The sequence below is a fragment of the Hymenobacter pini genome (assembly GCF_020421205.1).
GTDB lineage: Bacteria > Bacteroidota > Bacteroidia > Cytophagales > Hymenobacteraceae > Hymenobacter > Hymenobacter pini.
In genome coordinates, this window is sequence record NZ_JAIZZH010000001.1 from 1,359,832 (window position 1) to 1,375,340 (window position 15,509).

Below are 15,509 nucleotides of genomic sequence, written 5' to 3' on the forward strand. Positions count from 1 at the left end.
ATTAACTCTCTTGAATCTCTATGGCTCCTGCTCAATTGCGGCATCTGCTGTTCGTATTGAACCCCATTTCCGGCGACGTCGATAAATCAACGCTGGAAGCTACCATTGGCGCTTACTGCACGGAGCGAGGACGGACCGTTGGTTTTTTTTACACCACCGGCGAACAAGACCTGGCAGAATTGCAACAACTCCTGGCTGCCCGCTCCTACGATGCTGTATTTGCGGCGGGGGGTGATGGCACTGTTAGCCTGGTTGCGGAAGCATTACACGGCACTTCACTGCCGTTGGGTATTCTGCCCCTAGGTTCTGGCAATGGCTTGTCGAAAGACCTGGGGATTCCGCAGGATGTGGAAAGTGCCCTGCGCCTAACCTGGGACTATAAGGTGCGGATGCTGGATACATTGCAGGTAGGGGGGCGTTTCACCGCGCACTTGGCAGACCTGGGCTTTAACGCACTGATAGTGGAGCGGTTTGACCAAGGCACGGTGCGCGGCCCGGGGGCATACGTACGCATTGCCACTCAGGAATATGCTGCCTACGAGCCCGCCACGTACCGAATCGAAACCGACCAGGAAACCTGGGAGGGTCCGGCTTTCATGGTGACTATTGCCAACGCCAATACGTTCGGCAGTAACGTGGTCATCAACCCCGACAGCCAGCTCGATGACGGGCAGTTTGAAATCTGCCTGATTGCGCCTTTTCCTAACACCGCCGCGCCCGCGTTGCTTTACCGGTTGTACGCCAGCGAGTTTGACGCCTCAGACTACACCCAGCGGCTGCGGTGTCGGCGGGCTTGCATTACGATACCCGGTACCGCGGATGTACTGGTACAGATTGATGGCGAGCCGCACCGGTTAGCAACGCCCATCCAGGTAGAAATTCAGCCGGCTAGTTTGCGCGTGCTGGTGCCGGCTAACGACTGAAAAACTGCTCCAGCCGATCAGACAGTGGCACCATGGGAGGCGTGGCGGCCGGGAGCGGAAATAGCTGGAGCCGGAAAACCTCGGAGGTAGCCTCTGGCTCCAATACTCGCAACCACGTTTGCCCGGGGTAATAATCGAGACTGAAAAACCCCGTGTGCTCGTGCACGAACGTTGCCTTGCCACCCTTCTGCACGAAGGCGGTTTTGCTGCCCGAGCCGCTCACCAGATAGTGGCCGCCGTGCCGTTGAAAGTACTGCAGGTTGTGGTCGTGGCCAGCGGCGTACACCACGTTGGGAAACTCGTGGAGTACCCGTAACAGGCGGCGGCGCATTTTGCGGTAGCGGGGGTGAGCCATGTCCTCGGCGGCCCCCACCAGCTTGCGGTACAGCGGCAGCAAGGAGCCAATGATGGGGAGCGGCAGATACGCCTGCTTGTGCACCGTAGTAAGCGGAAAAACGTGCTGCTTAGCCGTGAACTTGCCTCCGTGAAGCGCATTGGAATACAGCGGGTGATGCCCGGCTACCAACACCCGCTGGTGGCGGTTTGCCTCCAGCAACTGGCGCAACTCCCGAAAAGGAGCTTTGGAATCAGCGGCTGGTTTGGGGCCGCGCTGCACCCACCATTGGGTATTCAGCACCACTAGCAGCAGCCCATCGGCCAGCTGCAGTGTTACGGGGCCCGGCGCACCGTTGGCTGGTAGAAAATGGGCGGTTGGCAACTGCTGGCGGGCGTAAGCCTCCTGGCGGAGCAGGTATTCCCACCCATCGGGCCGGCCTTTATTCCAATCGTGGTTGCCGCCGAGCAGCACCACGTTGCCGCTGAACCGGCGCAGCGCATCCAGGAGCGCCGTAAACCGGGCTTCCGCCAAGGCCCGCTTGGGGTGGTCGGGGGCAGGCATGCCCACGGGGTAAATGTTGTCGCCGAGAATGATGATGGTACCGTGGGGGCCGGTTTCGTCCTGCCAGTGGGCCAGCAGTTCCAGTACCGGGTCGGGGCCGCTGGTGGCCACGGCGCCTGGGTCGCCTAGCAGCGCTACCCGGTGCATTGGGGCCTGAGAGGGTGGTTGGTGGCTTGCCCAGTTGTTGTGTGCTGGTGCCACGTAGGGGCGGCGGCGGTAGCGTCGCTCAGCCAGGTACCGCCGCAGCAGCCACAGGAGCAGCAGGCCGGCAAGTAGCAAGAGGACAATGACTACACTTGACGAAACAGACACGGGAGGCAAGGTGCGTGGGTACATTCCGTGTACGCAACACGGCCCTGATTTGCTGCCACCGCCTAAAAGGCAGGAGGGGTAAGGTTCTTGAAATGGCCGTTCAGCCGCACCCGTTCCTTCAGCCGCTCGGTTTCCTGAAGCACTGGCAGCACGGTTTCCAGGTGTTGAAGTACCAGCTGTTGGCGTTCAATTTCGGTTTCCGCTTCCAGTAGCTGGTACTCCTGCTCCGTGCTCATGCCCAAGTGGTGAGCTACATCGTAGGGTCGAAAATTTTCGGGCAGTTCCAGTAGTAGGCGCTGCAGCCCCAGAATGCTGTATAGTTGCTGAATAAGCTGCCGGGTTTGGTGGTACATGGTCACATCGGCTGCCAGATCGTCGGGGAGGGGCTCCACGGTGGCTCCGGCGTACAGCTTGCCGGGTAGCTCATGAAAGAACTCCCGCACTCGAAACAAGCCCACGGCCTTCGTCCGGATGTCCGATTCGCCGGTGCTATACGTTTTCTCTATGCCCACCAGCCGCATTTCGGTGCCAATGGTGCTCACGCCGCCGTTGATGTAGGGCGGGATGCCAAACGTGATACCTTCCTGCACGCAATCCTGAATCAGCTGTCGGTAACGGGGCTCGAAGATGTGGAGATTAAGCTTTTCGCCGGGAAACACCACGAGATTGAGCGGAAACAGGGCCAGTTGGCGCATAGCGGATGGGCGGGTTGAGAGGGGGCAGGTGAGGCAAATAGGTAGGAGTGCCAATATGGGTAAATAATTATGACTCTGCCCACAAATGGGGTTGAGACGCCATGGAGGTGACCCAACAGGTATGCCGGAAATAGTAAAAAACGTCCCGGCAACGTGGCAGCTCTGGCGGAGCCGCTATTTTTGCGCTAAGCATGGCTTCCGAGCCTTGCTACCCATTCCGCTCAGCTCACACAACTTCAACCCGTGACGGATTACCGATTACTAGCCCGCCGAACCGGCCGGATAGCCGCTCAGGTACTGGCTGCCCTGTTTCTTACCTCGGTGGCCTGGGTGCTGGCGTACCGGTGGGTGAGCCCCCCGGCCACTTGGCTGATGCTCGACCGGCGCGCCCACGCGCCCGTGGGCAAAGGGTACTACGGTATTCGGGAGGAGGACCGCCGCATTCGGTATAGTTTCCGCACGCTTGAGGAGGTTTCGCCGCAGCTGCCGCTGGCCTTGGTAGCCGCCGAAGACCAGCGCTTTCTGTTGCACCACGGCTTTGATGGAGATGCCCTGTTGAAAGCAGCCAAATCGAATATGAGCGGTAAAAAGCAGTTGCGCGGCGGCAGCACTATTTCCCAGCAAGTGGCCAAAAACGTATTTCTGTGGCACGGCCGCAGCTACGTGCGCAAGGCCGCCGAAGCGTACTTCACGCTGCTCATCGAGTTGCTCTGGAACAAGCGCCGCATTATGGAAATGTACCTGAATGTGGCCGAAATGGGCGACTGTATCTTCGGAGCGGAGGCGGCTTCCCAGCAGTATTTTCATAAATCGGCCAGTAAGCTAAGCCCCCAGGAGGCGGCGCTGTTGGCGGGCGTGCTGCCCAACCCGTTGCGGTTCCGGGCCAGCAACCCCGGCCCGCAGGCCCGCGCCAAGCAGCGCCGGGTGCTGCGCCGGATGCGGCAGCTGCGCGGCTCTGTGTACGTGCAGGAGTTGATGGAAGAATAAGCCATTGTATTTTTTGCCAAGCCCCGCTGCTGACTAGTTCGGTAGCGGGGCTTTTGGTTATTTGGCGCTCCACAATCTTTTTCTGCCCATGAAATACCTGCTCTTAGCGGCCGGCCTTACCGTAGCTACCGCCTGCTCCACTTCCCGGCAACTCTCGGCCACGGCTGCAGCAACTGCCCGTCAGGATATTTTGCGGGTGCTGACCACCCAAACGGCCGCCTGGAACCGCGGCGACGTGGCCGGGTTCATGCAGGGCTACTGGCAGAATGATTCACTGGTGTTCATCGGCAAAAGCGGGCTTACCTACGGCTGGCAACGTACGCTGGATAACTACCGGCGCAGCTACCCAACCCCCGCCGCCATGGGGCAGCTTGATTTCTCCAACCTCCGTATTCAACCTATCAGCCCCGATGCCGCCCAGGTAATTGGCCGCTGGCACCTAGCCCGCCCCACCGTCGGCGACCTGCAAGGCCATTTCCTCTTGGTGATGCGCCGCATCAACGGGCAGTGGGTAGTAGTGGCCGACCATTCCAGCTAGGTAGGGACGACAGGTGATAGGGAAGAAAGTCTGTAATCCTGAGCGGAGCGAAGGACTTTGTTACGTGCGCTGTATTAGCGTGATAAGATCCTTCGCTCCGCTCAGAATGACAGTGCGTTTTCTACTTAACTGTTATTCAATCAGCGCATTACCGGCTGGCCGGAGCCTTCCCCGTCCAGGCCATCTTCATCGTCTGAGGCGGCTTCATCTTTTTGTTTTTCCTGCTCCACCGCCGGTATGGCTTCGTGGAAAACTAGGCCGGTGCGGGCGGCGTGTTCAGCCGCCTGTACGGTGTCCTTCACCAGCAGCATTTCCACCTTGTCGTCGCGCAGCTCCTCCGATACTTTCTCGACCATGGCGGCGCGTTCGGGCAGGTTTACGTCGCGGATGTAAATGGCCAGCACCCGGCCGGGGTGGCGGCGCACCACTTCGCGGTAGATGTTGGCGTCTTCCTGACCCGAGTCGCCGATGAGTACGAAGGGCAGCTTGGGATACGTAAGCAGTAGGTTGTCAATTTCCTTGAGCTTGTGGCCGTGGTGCTCGGAGGCCGCGCCGGCTTGCTTGCGCTTCAGGGCCATGTCACGCAGCAGCAGCGGGCCGGGCGGAATATCATTCAGGTGCAGGAAGTCCTCCAGCAGGTCGTAGAGGTTCCAGGGCGAGCTGCTCACGTAAAAAAACGGGTTGTTGCGCTTGCCATTGCGGCCCAGCTGCAGCTGCCGGTAAAACTCGGCCACGCCTTTAAAGGGTAGGCGCGAGCGGGCATTCCGCAGCAACACCGTACGGGCCATGCGCAGCAAATCGGTGGCCGAGGTCTGGATAACGGTATCGTCGAGGTCCGAAATAATGCCGTATTCCGCATCGGCGGGCGGAATCAGCACCATGGAACGGGTATTGAGGCCGGGCGGCGTAGGGAAGGGCGCCGGGGCTTGGCGCAGCAACACTTCTACCGGGTACCACAGGTAGTCAACGGGCTCCGGCAGGGCCTGAGGAGCCAGGTTCAGGGTATAGTACCCTTCCGCATCCGTTACCACCGTGTGGTCTGAGCCATCGGCGGGCAGCACGCTCAGGCAGGCTCCGTTGATTTCGTTGCTGTCGAAACGGCGGTACATGTTCAGCAGGTTATGCCAGCGCGAATCCGAAGGGTCGGGCTCACTAATACCTTTGTCGGTAAGCAAACGGCCTTTCACATATAGGCGCTCGGGCGTGCCGTAGCTGCGGTACGAAATCAACTGCAGCGGATGCAGCAGGCCCAGCCGGGCCCGGGTGCGCGTCAGGGCCTCATCGGCCCGCTCCGCCCACTCACTCAGTTTATCTAGAATTGGAGCCATCGGGAGGTAAAATAAGCACGGTACTATGCTCTGACCTACGCAGAACGACCCCGCTGGTGTTGTGCTTGCCCCAATTCCTGTTCACCGGCTCTGACTATCAGCCAGAAAAAAAGTCCCTAACCGAGCGGCCAGGGACTTTTAGTAGCGTGAGTGGGGAGCTTACAGGGAGCTTTTCAACGTGGCAAAATCGGTGTTGCCGGCGGTGCGGTTGCGGCAGCCCAGCTGGTCGGCTTTCGTCTGGATGTTCTGAATGCGGGAGCCTGGGTCGGGGTGGGTGCTCAGGAATTCGGGTGGGCTCTGCTGACCTTCGTTCTGGGCCTTAATGAAGAAGCCGGCCGCTCCGTCGCAAGCGTAGTAGTTGGTGCCATTGAGGTATTCCACGGAGTACGTGTCGGCCTCCGTTTCATAGTCGCGGCTGAATTTCAACTGGCCCAGGCTGGAGGCCACATCAACCAGCGTGTTCTGGTTTTCGCCCAGCAGCAGGCTCAGCAGCACGCTTATGCCGTATTGGTTCTGCAACTGCCGGGAAGTGTGCCGGCGGTCGGCGTGGGCAATTTCGTGGCCCAGCACCCCGGCCAGTTGGGTTTCGTTGTCGAGGTACTTAATCAGGCCCGAGTACACGTAAATGTGGCCGCCGGGCGTGGCAAAGGCGTTTTGCGTCTGGTCGTCGCGGATGATTTTTACATCCCACGGAAACTCATTGCGGTACTGGAGCTTGCCATTATCGAGCACCCGCGTTACAATGCGGTTGAGGGCCGCATAGGCCTGGGGGTTGCTGCCGGGTTCCAGCAGCTGGCCCTTGGCCCGGAAGGTAGAATCGGTTTGGGCGGCTACTTTTTGGCCGAGGGCTTTGTCGTCTTCCACGGAAAACAGCAACACCCCGTCACCATCTTTGGAGCAGGAAGCCGCGCCGCCCAGCGTAAGGGCCAGGCCGGCCAGCAGTCCGATTTTGTGCAGAAGGTTACGCATACTATAACTGAACAGGTGAGTGAGGAAAGGAACAGGTGTACGGGCCGCTACTAGAAAAAACAGTGCCAGAGCCAGTAGGGGCCTAACGCAGCCACCCCGCGGCGTGTTGCGCCCCAGTAGCATGGCCAGCCCGTAGTGCGCGCAGAATCAGCGGGAAAAAACGAGCAGCTGCACCCTTGCGCACCCGCCTGCGTACAGATAACTGCCGCCCGTTTTGGCGGCCCCGTAACTACCCACCCCTTCCCGACTCCGATGGCTACCGCCACTACCCCCGCCCGCCCTAAAACCAAGAAGAAGCGTCTCGATCCGCTCGACGAAGCGCACGTTCTATACAAAGACCCCGCCCGGCAAGCCGAACTGGCCGGCCTGCGCTACCTCACTGATACCAAGCCCGGCCTGACCCGCACGGCCACCAAAGCCGGCGAGTTTTGCTACCTCACGGCCAAGGGCGAGCAAGTGCAGGATGAGAAAACGCTGCACCGGATTCAGGGCTTCGTGATTCCGCCAGCCTGGACGGACGTGTGGATTTCGCCCTCGGCCAACACCCACCTGCAGGTAACCGGCCGCGACGCCAAGGGCCGTAAGCAATACCTTTATCACCCAGCCTGGGACCAGGCCCGCGCCCTTACCAAGTTTAGTCGGTTGCGGGCTTTCGGCGAGAAGCTGGCCGAACTCCGGGCCCGCATGCATCAGGACCTAGGCCGCCCGCAGCTGGATAAGCGCAAAGTAGTGGCGCTGGTGCTCACGCTCATGGACCAGTCATTTATTCGGGTGGGCAATAAGGAGTACGCCAAGAAAAACAAAACCTACGGCCTCACCACCCTGCGCGACAAGCACGTGCAGGTTTCCGGGGCCGATGTGCGGTTCAGCTTCGTGGGTAAGAAAGGAGTACCGCACGACCTCACGATTCATGACCGAAAGCTGGCCCGCCTGGTGCAGAAGTGCAAGGAAATTCCGGGGCAGCACCTGTTTCAGTACTACGCCCCCGATGGCCACCGCGAGGAACTGGAGTCGGGCGACGTGAACGAGTACCTGCACGAGGTAACCGGCATGGCCCTCTCGGCCAAGGATTTCCGAACCTGGGGCGGTACTGTGAAAATGGTGGAATGCCTGGAACGGATTCTGGCAGAAGAGCCCGATTTTCCCAAGCCTAAAACTCTGAAGCGGGCCGTTAAGGACGTAGCGGAGAATTTGGGCAACACGCCCACCGTGTGCTCCAAATACTACATTCACCCGCAGGTAATTGAGCTATTCAACTCCGACAAGCTTATCGACTACCTACGTCGCCACGATGCTGACCCGACCGAAAACGACTTGCTTAGTCCCACCGAGCATATGGTGCTGGATATGCTGGCCGAGCTGGATAAACAAGTCAAGAGCCACTAGTCAAAAAACAACGCCCCGGCCAAAAGTCGGGGCGTTGTTTTTCAATGATGGAGGGCAATTTAACCCCCTTAGTTACCGCCCGGAGCCGTCCCGGTCAAAGGCGTGAGCCAGCACATTGTGCTTGGTGCGGTCCTTGGTTTCGGGGCCGGGCTCCAGCACGTTGTTGCGCTTGGTATCGAAGAAGCGGGTGCGCTTGCGCAGGCCAGCCACACGTGAGGAGTCCTGCACGGTATCCTCATCCGGGCCACCATAGATATCAATGAACGGTGACTTGCGCACCTGACCGGAAACCACAAATTCGTCCTTGCCCTGCAGGCCGTGCAGCAGCACCGTTTTGGTGTCGGCTGGGTTAAACGTGCGTTGGTACAGCAGTGAGGCTGTCGGATTTTTTAGGTTGAGAGGCAACGAGTAAACCGACACGACCGTGGCAGTATCGGCTACGCGCTGCACCACAAACCGCTCGGCGGCATCGGTGCCAGCTACCAGTACCTGGCGGGCTTTGAGCTGATAAAAAGTACCCGCCACACCGGGTAGCTCGGCCCGACGGGCTTTAAGCGTTTGTATCATCCGGGGGCCTTCCAGCTTGAACACTTCCGGGGGCAAGCCTTGGCGCACAGCCTGCTCAATTACGGTATCCGTCAGTCGTTGCTGCAGGTCCTGGGCGGTGCGCAGGTAGGTGGTGCGGGGTACGGCAGCCAGTGCCCGCTCATCAATAAAAGCGGCGTTGCGCGTGTAGCCCTCCACGCTTTCAAAATGCGGGCGGAACGTGCGGAACTTCGCCACCAAGCGGCTGGCTAACCAGGAAATTACTCCGTCATCAAACCGGAAGAACACTTGGTCCCGGTCCTGCGGAACCGGCTTCCAAAGCGTGCGGCCGCCGGGTTGCTCGTAGGCGGCCCAGCTCCATTGCCCTTCGTGCCGGTCCCAGTCGCCCAGCCAGAGGTCCAGCAGCCGGGCCCGGACGTAGGCCTCGCCATCCAGTCGGTGCTTTGCCGAGGCATAGCGCTCCGCCAGCACATCTTCCGATTCCTCCAGATCCACCGCTCCGGCCACTGGTCCGGCAATGTTCTGCTTGCCCTCGTATTTCTCTTCCAGCAGCACCACCTTGCCCCGGAACCTCTCCGATGCCGGGCCCAGCCCATCTTCATCCGAGCGTACATAATACGCCCGGGGGGCCGTGTGCGGCACGCCGGCCGCATCGGCCAACGGCGGCACCACAAACGCGCCGTAGGGCATGCCGGCTGAGGTGGCGTCACGCACGGTGGTTAGGATAAAGCCTTGGCGCAACACTTTGGGTAAGGTGCGGTAGGGGTCTTTGTCGAGGCTGCGCAAGGCATAGTTTCGGCCGTTTGCGCCAACCAGCGTCATGCTAGTGGTCTGAAATCCGCCCCCGATTTTACCAAATTTTAGCCCTCCCGATACGGCCGTTTGCGGATTGAACACGGGCAGCATCACGGGTTGGGCCCAGGTGCTCCGATAATGACGGCCCAGAAAAAAACGACCCAGCGGCCCGCGCCGATAGTGGCGGCCGGCCGTAACTAGGGCGCTATCGGCGTTGGCCGGAAGCGGCGAGCTGTAGGCCACCCGGGCATCGGGCTGAAAATACGTGTCGCGGCTACACGCGGCGGAGAATAGCAGTAGAGAAAGGAGGGAGGTTCGGGGCGTCATGCAGGACGAAAAAACGCGGCTTGGACTCCTTCAACGCAACTGCGCCGGAAAAGTCCACGCTCGTGCTTACAACCGCCGGGCCCAGCTTTGCGCTATAAGTCCAACTGCTCGGGTTCGGGCAGGGCAATTGCGCTTAAAATCTGCTTCTTCGTGCCACTTTCCCTCCATACCACGCGGGCTGCCAGTTGCCTGAGCGGTGGCTTACTGCTGATTTCGTGTTCGGCCCCGGCGCAGCCCGCGCCCTCGGCCGCGCCGCCCACCATCCGCCCCGACTCAACAGTGCAGGTGGCGGCTGGTCTGCAGTACGATAGGGGAGCTGTGCACCGTTTTTTCTGGGGTACCCACTACCGTGCGTTATGGAGCCTGCCCGTTACCGTTCCGGTTTTCAACCTGCGCACGGCAGTGCCGGGAGGCCTTACGCCCGTGCGCGAGGGCGGCTCTTTTCAAACCAAGAACCTGCGGCTGGTTGACCGGAACGGGGTACAGTACGTGCTGCGCTCCGTGGATAAAGATGCTACCAAAGCATTGCCTGAAGGCTTGCAGGACGGGCCCGTCGGGCGGCTAATGAAAGACCAAACCAGCGTTATCCACCCGTACGGAGCCTACATCGTGGCCCCGCTGGCTCAGGCGGCCGGGCTTTACCACACCAACCCCCGGTTGGTGTACGTGGCCGACGACCCCGCCTTGGGTGAGTACCGTCAAGGCTTCGCCAATGCCCTTTACCTGTTTGAAGAGCGGCCCGAAGGCGACCAGCGGACGGTGCAGAGTTTTGGCAACTCCACGGCCGTTGAAAGCTCCCGTAAGGTATTTACTAACTTGGTAACCAGTTCCCAGTACCACATTGACGCCCGCCAGTATCTGCGTAGCCGCCTGTTTGATATGTGGCTCGGCGACTGGAGCCGCCGCGAGGACCAATGGCGCTGGGCCAGCTTTCCTGCGGCGGGTGGCGGTACGGTGTACCGGGCCATTCCACGCGACCGGGACCATGCCTTTTTTAAATTCGATGATGGCCTGATTACGCACATGGTGGGCTGGGTGAAATCCAACTACCAGAGTTTCCATGAACGTATTCGGCTAGCCGACGTGGAAGGACTTAACCGTGCGGCCCGACCCATGGATAAATCCTTGCTGGCGTACCTGAGCCGCGAGGATTTCCGGCAGGTAGCCGACTCGCTGCGGCAGGCATTGCCCGACGCGGCCATTGCCAGCGCTATGCGCGTGTGGCCCGCCGAAGTGCAGCAAATGAGTGCCGCCGAGTTCAGCCGCAAGTTGCGCAGCCGCCGGGAGCAACTGCCCGCCGTAGCCGACAAGTTCTACCAACTATTGGCAAAGGATGTGGAGCTGCCCGGCACCGATGGTCCGGAGCGCTTCGTGGTGGAGCCGGTAGGTGAGGGGCAGGTGCGCGTGCAGTTGTATCGGCTCACACCCCAAGGTGCGGTGCTGCTTAATCAACGCCAGTTCAACCGCCGCGAAACCCGCTCAATTAAGCTCTTTGGGCTGGGCGGTAACGATGAGTTTGAGCTCCGGGGCCAGCCCGATGCACACTTTGCCATTGGAGTGTATGATGGCGCTGGTCAAGATCTAATTGAGGCCAGTCCCGCCCCGGCTAAGCACCCCAGCAGCCGCCTCACCGTGTACGACAGCGGCGACGGCAACACCGTGCGGATTGGCAAGCTCAAGCTGGAAAAATATCAGCCCCAGGCCCAGGAGTTCGACGCGGCCGGCTGGCTGCTGCGGCACCGGCTGTTTTGAGTACACTGTCGATGGTCTCAGCTCAGAAAATCAAATAGTGCTTCCTGAGCCTATATTTGGGGCCTATTTTTCTATATGCGCACTTTCGACGCTCCAGACTATCTGCAACTTTCCTTCCGGAGCGACCTTAATTTCCTGGTTGCCCGTTGGCTGCGGCCAGTATCTGGCGCCGAAACCCGGCAGGGCTACCAGCTAATTCTGGCCGCTGCCCAGCAGTGCCGCTGCCCGTACTGGCTGCTGGATGGGCGGCGGCGCCTGCCTGCCGACGAGGAAACTACTCGCTGGGGGCTGCAGGAGTTTTTTCCGCGTCTGTCCGGGCTGCTCGGTCAAACGGTGTACCTGAGTCAGCTTCTTTCCCCATCCTACCAACAACTAACGGATTCTTTGCCGGCCTTTCACAACGCTGACCACGACCAGCAGCGGACGTACCACATGCGCCGCTTCAACGACGAAACCACGGCCGTGCAGTGGCTGCAACAGATGCAGCAGGAACACTAACCACGTAGCCTAGCCGAATACTTTTACCTTATCCCGGTGCTCTGTGCGCAGGTATTGCCGGATAATCTGCTGAGCGTCCTTATTGTCGTTGTAGCGGGTAATGGCGTCCCGAAAATCGGTGAAGCGTCGAGCCGTGAAAGATTCGTCCACGTAGCCAAAGCCCATGTAACGGCCGTTTTCCACCACCACCAGGCTTTTCTCGTCGGGTCGGCGGCCGGCCCCAATCACCACGAAGGAACCATGCTCGTAGGTGAATGACTCAATGGCTTCCTCCACGCGCTTGTTGTACTCCTCTGGTGGCTCCAGGCCCAGGCAGGCCCCCTTGCAGCGGTGTACCTGGTAATCGAAGCACGAGCCCTGGGTTTTGTACAGGTCACAGAGCTTCTGGCACAAGTTAAACTTGGCCACTTTGTGAAACAGGAAACCTTTGGCCTTGAACTGGTTGCCCAGGGCAATCAGTGGGTGCGATTGGGCGTGGTCGTCGGCACGGCCGTAGTAGAGGCGTTTGTAGCCGTTTTCGTCGGTGCGCAAGAAAATACCAGCCGGAAACACGGAGCGGCGCAACTTGCGATTATACAGCGGCTTCAGCCGTTTAATCTCGTGCGATTCATACAGCAACGCCACCAGCTCCGAACCCGTCAGCTCCCAGGTGATATCCGAAATAGAGTTCTTGAACTCAATACTCTTGCGCGACTTGTAATCGACGGCGAAGTGCTGTTGAATGCGTTTGTAGATGTTGATGCTCTTGCCCACGTAGATTACTTCGCCGGCCTCATCGTGGAAGTAGTACACGCCCGCTTCCTGGGGCAGGGAGGCTACTTTTTCGGGGGTGATGTTGGGCGGGAGCAGGGCAGTTTTAATAGCCTCCTGCACGGCCTTAATCTTGCGGGCCGATGGCTGCTTGGTGGTTGCTGGCTTGCGCCCGGCCGGGGCCGTTGCATCTACGGCGGCCAGCGTGTCGGCGGGGGCACGGCTGCTGTCGGGTTCCTGCTCCTGACTGATGGCCAGCAGCCGCCCAAACAAAATGGCCGTGGCGGCGGCGTCGCCGGCGGCGCGGTGGCGGCCGTTCAGCGGAATGCCAATATTCTGGCATAGCTTACCCAAGCTGTAGCTGGGCTGGCCCGGCATCAGGGAGCGGCTCAGGCGCACCGTGCACAGTGTTTTGCGCGAGTAGTTGTAGCCCAGGTCGGCAAACTCTTTCTTCAGAAACGAGTAATCGAAGCGCACGTTGTGAGCCACAAATACACAGCCCTCGGTCATTTCCACCACTTTGCGGGCTACCTCGTGAAACTTCGGAGCATCACGCACCATGTCGTCGGTGATGCCGGTGAGCTGGGTAATAAAGAAGGGAATATTCCGGCCGGGGTTGAGCAGGGTGCTGAACTCATCCACCACTTTTTCACCATCGTGAATGTAGATGGCAATTTCCGTGATGCGGTCCTGCGTGGGCTGGCCCCCGGTGGTTTCAAGGTCGATGATGGCGTACAAAGGCGGCGTGCTACGAGTGCGGCGGTATAAGCTAAACAGATTGGTAACAAAGATACCCGACCAGAAGGTTGCAACCGTTACGGGCCGACTTGCCAGCCACGCAAAAAGCCCGCCGGTGGGGCGGGCTTTATAGTGCGTGAGGCATAAATAAGATTAGCGGGTGCCTTTCTGCTGGGTAATCCAGTTTTTAGCCGACAGAATTTCGCCGTGCTGTTTCTGAATTACGTTGCGGGCTTCCACGGGCAGCTCATTGGAGCGCAGAGCCGTTTCGTAGGTTTTCAGTGCGGTAGCGTCGCCGGTTTCGCACTCGCCCAGAATAGCCGAGTCGTCCTGGCCGGTTACGGCCGATTTGATGTTGATCCAGCCACGGTGTACGGCGGCGGCGGCATCGGCTACCAAGCCTTCTACCGTGCCCTCGCTTTCGGGGTTGATGCCATACTGGTTAGCATGCTGGCTCAGTTCCGAAGCAAATTGGGCGCGTTGCTGGCTCAGCTGGCTCAGCTTCGATTTCAGGTCGGGGCTTGAAACGCCTTCGGCGGCTTCCTGGTAGCCTTTAGCAGCAGTTTTGTTGATTTCTACGAGGTCGTTGTATGCGCGGGCGGTTTCGCCGGTGATAGTTGCCATGGTGAAAGAAAATTAGGGTGGTAAAGAGTGAGTTGTTGGTTAGCTCGTTGTGCCAACCGACATGCGGTATACCGTACAGGCTTGGGTTGAGGTTGCGTACAAAATTTAGCCAACTAATCAATTAGCGGCTGCAGCCGAAACGCAAAGACCACCAACGGATAGCGTCGGTGGTCTATTGAAAATCGTTTGTCGAACGGGTTACTCCGCCCTATTGAGCAGGCGGTTCCAGAGGCGTTGCAGGCCGCCCGGCTGCTTGTTTTCGGGTTTCACGGAGTCCTCGCCCTCAGCAGTGTCGCCCAGCAGGAAGCCCCAGGGTTCTGTGGTTTTGTTGGCGTCCAGCACCACTTTCGCCACGGCCATCAGCGGAATGCTCAAAATCATGCCGGGCGTGCCCCATAGCTCTCCACCCAGAATCAGGGCCAGAATGGCGGCCAGGGGGTTGATGCTTACTTGCGAGCCGGTAATCATGGGCGTAATGAAGTTGCCTTCCAGAAACTGCACCACCACAAACACCCCGATTACCAGTGCCGCCTGCACCACAGAGCCCGTTTCTACCAGCGTGATGATGGCCGGAATTGTAGCCCCAATCATGATGCCGATGTAGGGAATAACGGCCAGCACCGAGGCGAAAATGGCAAAGAAGATGGCAAACTTCACGCCCAGCGCCAGCAACCCAATGCCGTTAAGGATGGACACAATGATAATCACCTTTACCAGGCCCGAAATATAGGCCTGCACCACCGTTTGAATGTTATCAACGGTGTGCAGCACGGCCGTGCGCTTGTCTGGTGCCACAAACCGGAACATAAACTGCCGCAGGTGGTCCCGGTAGTACAGAAAGCAGAAGATGTAGATGAGCACCTGCGCCAGGTTGCTGAGCACGGCAGTGGTGGTGTTGAGCGTAGTGCCCAGGTAGCTACCCCCCGATTTTTTCAGGGCCTTGATAGAAGTTTCCTTCAGGTCGTCAATACTCATTGGCTGGTAGCCAAATTTCAGATGGGCCCATTCCTGAATTTCAGTGAATGACTGCATCATCTTGGTCTGCAGCTTCGGAATCTCATTTTTGAACTGCGCCAGTTGGGACCCGAAACCCAGGATGATGCCTACAAATACAGCTATGACCAGCAGCAGGCACACAACGATGGCCAGCACCCGGGGCAGGCCGCGCAGCTCCAGCCACCGGCAAATAGGCAGCAGCAGCAACGTGAATACCGCCGAAAACAGCAGGGGCAGTAGAATATCATCCAGCACCTTGAGCGTGTACACCAGCAGCACCAAGCCCACCATAAAAAAGGCGTACTGAATGATGGGCGTTTGCCTTACTACCGGGTTGGGCTTGTGCCCCGAAGGTGGCAGATTATGTTGAACGTTCGGGTGTAGCATTTGCTAATATTATTGGTATTGGTTTGGCGGAGGAAGAAGAGGTTGTAGCAAATGGAAGCG

Annotated in this window: 14 protein-coding genes; 6 read left to right on the forward strand and 8 right to left on the reverse strand. The window is 59.2% G+C overall.

All coding sequences use genetic code 11. The annotated features are described in order from the left end of the window. Positions 1 to 20: 20 nt before the first annotated feature. Positions 21 to 923 (forward strand): diacylglycerol/lipid kinase family protein, encoded by a 903-nt coding sequence (locus LF252_RS05745; protein WP_226268594.1) that lies wholly within the window; start codon positions 21 to 23, stop codon positions 921 to 923. On the opposite strand, the gene LF252_RS05750 is transcribed toward LF252_RS05745, so the two are convergent. Both LF252_RS05750 and LF252_RS05755 read right to left on the reverse strand, forming a co-directional pair. After that, positions 913 to 2,133: a metallophosphoesterase gene (locus LF252_RS05750; protein ID WP_226268595.1), complete on the reverse strand. Its 1,221-nt coding sequence runs from the start codon at positions 2,131 to 2,133 to the stop codon at positions 913 to 915. The two genes, LF252_RS05745 and LF252_RS05750, sit on opposite strands and share 11 nt — an antisense overlap. 62 nt (positions 2,134 to 2,195) lie before the next feature. Continuing rightward, positions 2,196 to 2,828 carry an LON peptidase substrate-binding domain-containing protein gene (locus LF252_RS05755; RefSeq protein ID WP_226268596.1) on the reverse strand — a complete coding sequence of 211 codons (633 nt, stop codon included), beginning with the start codon at positions 2,826 to 2,828 and terminating at the stop codon, positions 2,196 to 2,198. A 243-nt stretch (positions 2,829 to 3,071) separates the two neighbouring features. On the opposite strand from LF252_RS05755, the gene mtgA reads away from it, so the two are divergent. Both mtgA and LF252_RS05765 read left to right on the forward strand, forming a co-directional pair. After that, positions 3,072 to 3,815 carry a monofunctional biosynthetic peptidoglycan transglycosylase gene (mtgA, locus tag LF252_RS05760; RefSeq protein ID WP_226268597.1) on the forward strand — a complete coding sequence of 248 codons (744 nt, stop codon included), beginning with the start codon at positions 3,072 to 3,074 and terminating at the stop codon, positions 3,813 to 3,815. Positions 3,816 to 3,903: 88 nt separating this feature from the next. Beyond that, complete coding sequence (locus tag LF252_RS05765; RefSeq protein ID WP_226268598.1) at positions 3,904 to 4,353, forward strand: YybH family protein; 450 nt, start codon at positions 3,904 to 3,906, stop codon at positions 4,351 to 4,353. Between the two features lie 140 nt (positions 4,354 to 4,493). Here the strand turns inward: LF252_RS05765 and LF252_RS05770 are convergent, their stop codons facing one another. Beyond that, complete coding sequence (locus LF252_RS05770) at positions 4,494 to 5,681, reverse strand: App1 family protein (RefSeq protein WP_226268599.1); 1,188 nt, start codon at positions 5,679 to 5,681, stop codon at positions 4,494 to 4,496. A 159-nt stretch (positions 5,682 to 5,840) separates the two neighbouring features. Beyond that, a complete protein-coding gene (locus tag LF252_RS05775) occupies positions 5,841 to 6,650 on the reverse strand; it encodes a M48 family metalloprotease (RefSeq protein ID WP_226268600.1) in 810 nt (269 codons plus the stop codon). Between the two features lie 252 nt (positions 6,651 to 6,902). On the opposite strand from LF252_RS05775, the gene LF252_RS05780 reads away from it, so the two are divergent. Further along, positions 6,903 to 8,036 carry a DNA topoisomerase IB gene (locus tag LF252_RS05780; protein WP_226268601.1) on the forward strand — a complete coding sequence of 378 codons (1,134 nt, stop codon included), beginning with the start codon at positions 6,903 to 6,905 and terminating at the stop codon, positions 8,034 to 8,036. 72 nt (positions 8,037 to 8,108) lie between these two features. On the opposite strand, the gene LF252_RS05785 is transcribed toward LF252_RS05780, so the two are convergent. After that, on the reverse strand, positions 8,109 to 9,704 hold the full coding sequence (locus LF252_RS05785) for a hypothetical protein (protein WP_226268602.1): 1,596 nt from the start codon (positions 9,702 to 9,704) through the stop codon (positions 8,109 to 8,111). A 150-nt stretch (positions 9,705 to 9,854) separates the two neighbouring features. Between LF252_RS05785 and LF252_RS05790 the strand changes: the two genes are divergently transcribed. After that, positions 9,855 to 11,456 carry a hypothetical protein gene (locus LF252_RS05790; protein WP_226268603.1) on the forward strand — a complete coding sequence of 534 codons (1,602 nt, stop codon included), beginning with the start codon at positions 9,855 to 9,857 and terminating at the stop codon, positions 11,454 to 11,456. A gap of 75 nt (positions 11,457 to 11,531) precedes the next feature. Continuing rightward, complete coding sequence (locus LF252_RS05795; RefSeq protein ID WP_226268604.1) at positions 11,532 to 11,954, forward strand: hypothetical protein; 423 nt, start codon at positions 11,532 to 11,534, stop codon at positions 11,952 to 11,954. 9 nt (positions 11,955 to 11,963) lie between these two features. Here LF252_RS05795 and LF252_RS05800 read toward each other — a convergent pair whose 3' ends face one another. From LF252_RS05800 to LF252_RS05810, 3 genes are all read right to left on the reverse strand, one after another. Next, positions 11,964 to 13,442, reverse strand: coding sequence for an exonuclease domain-containing protein (locus LF252_RS05800; protein ID WP_226268605.1), 1,479 nt, complete (start codon positions 13,440 to 13,442; stop codon positions 11,964 to 11,966). Positions 13,443 to 13,595: 153 nt separating this feature from the next. Continuing rightward, positions 13,596 to 14,066: a ferritin-like domain-containing protein gene (locus tag LF252_RS05805; RefSeq protein WP_226268606.1), complete on the reverse strand. Its 471-nt coding sequence runs from the start codon at positions 14,064 to 14,066 to the stop codon at positions 13,596 to 13,598. A gap of 198 nt (positions 14,067 to 14,264) precedes the next feature. Next, positions 14,265 to 15,449 (reverse strand): AI-2E family transporter, encoded by a 1,185-nt coding sequence (locus LF252_RS05810; RefSeq protein ID WP_226268607.1) that lies wholly within the window; start codon positions 15,447 to 15,449, stop codon positions 14,265 to 14,267. Between the last annotated feature and the right edge of the window lie 60 nt (positions 15,450 to 15,509).

Bases quoted from the DNA above. Each gene is read 5' to 3' on its own strand.
- LF252_RS05775 (WP_226268600.1), bottom strand. From the start codon at position 6,650: ATGCGTAACCTTCTGCACAAAATCGGACTGCTGGCCGGCCTGGCCCTT.
- LF252_RS05755 (WP_226268596.1), bottom strand. From the start codon at position 2,828: ATGCGCCAACTGGCCCTGTTTCCGCTCAATCTCGTGGTGTTTCCCGGC.
- LF252_RS05780 (WP_226268601.1), top strand. From the start codon at position 6,903: ATGGCTACCGCCACTACCCCCGCCCGCCCTAAAACCAAGAAGAAGCGT.
- LF252_RS05785 (WP_226268602.1), bottom strand. From the start codon at position 9,704: ATGACGCCCCGAACCTCCCTCCTTTCTCTACTGCTATTCTCCGCCGCG.
- LF252_RS05805 (WP_226268606.1), bottom strand. From the start codon at position 14,066: ATGGCAACTATCACCGGCGAAACCGCCCGCGCATACAACGACCTCGTA.
- LF252_RS05745 (WP_226268594.1), top strand. From the start codon at position 21: ATGGCTCCTGCTCAATTGCGGCATCTGCTGTTCGTATTGAACCCCATT.
- LF252_RS05765 (WP_226268598.1), top strand. From the start codon at position 3,904: ATGAAATACCTGCTCTTAGCGGCCGGCCTTACCGTAGCTACCGCCTGC.
- LF252_RS05770 (WP_226268599.1), bottom strand. From the start codon at position 5,681: ATGGCTCCAATTCTAGATAAACTGAGTGAGTGGGCGGAGCGGGCCGAT.
- LF252_RS05810 (WP_226268607.1), bottom strand. From the start codon at position 15,449: ATGCTACACCCGAACGTTCAACATAATCTGCCACCTTCGGGGCACAAG.
- LF252_RS05795 (WP_226268604.1), top strand. From the start codon at position 11,532: ATGCGCACTTTCGACGCTCCAGACTATCTGCAACTTTCCTTCCGGAGC.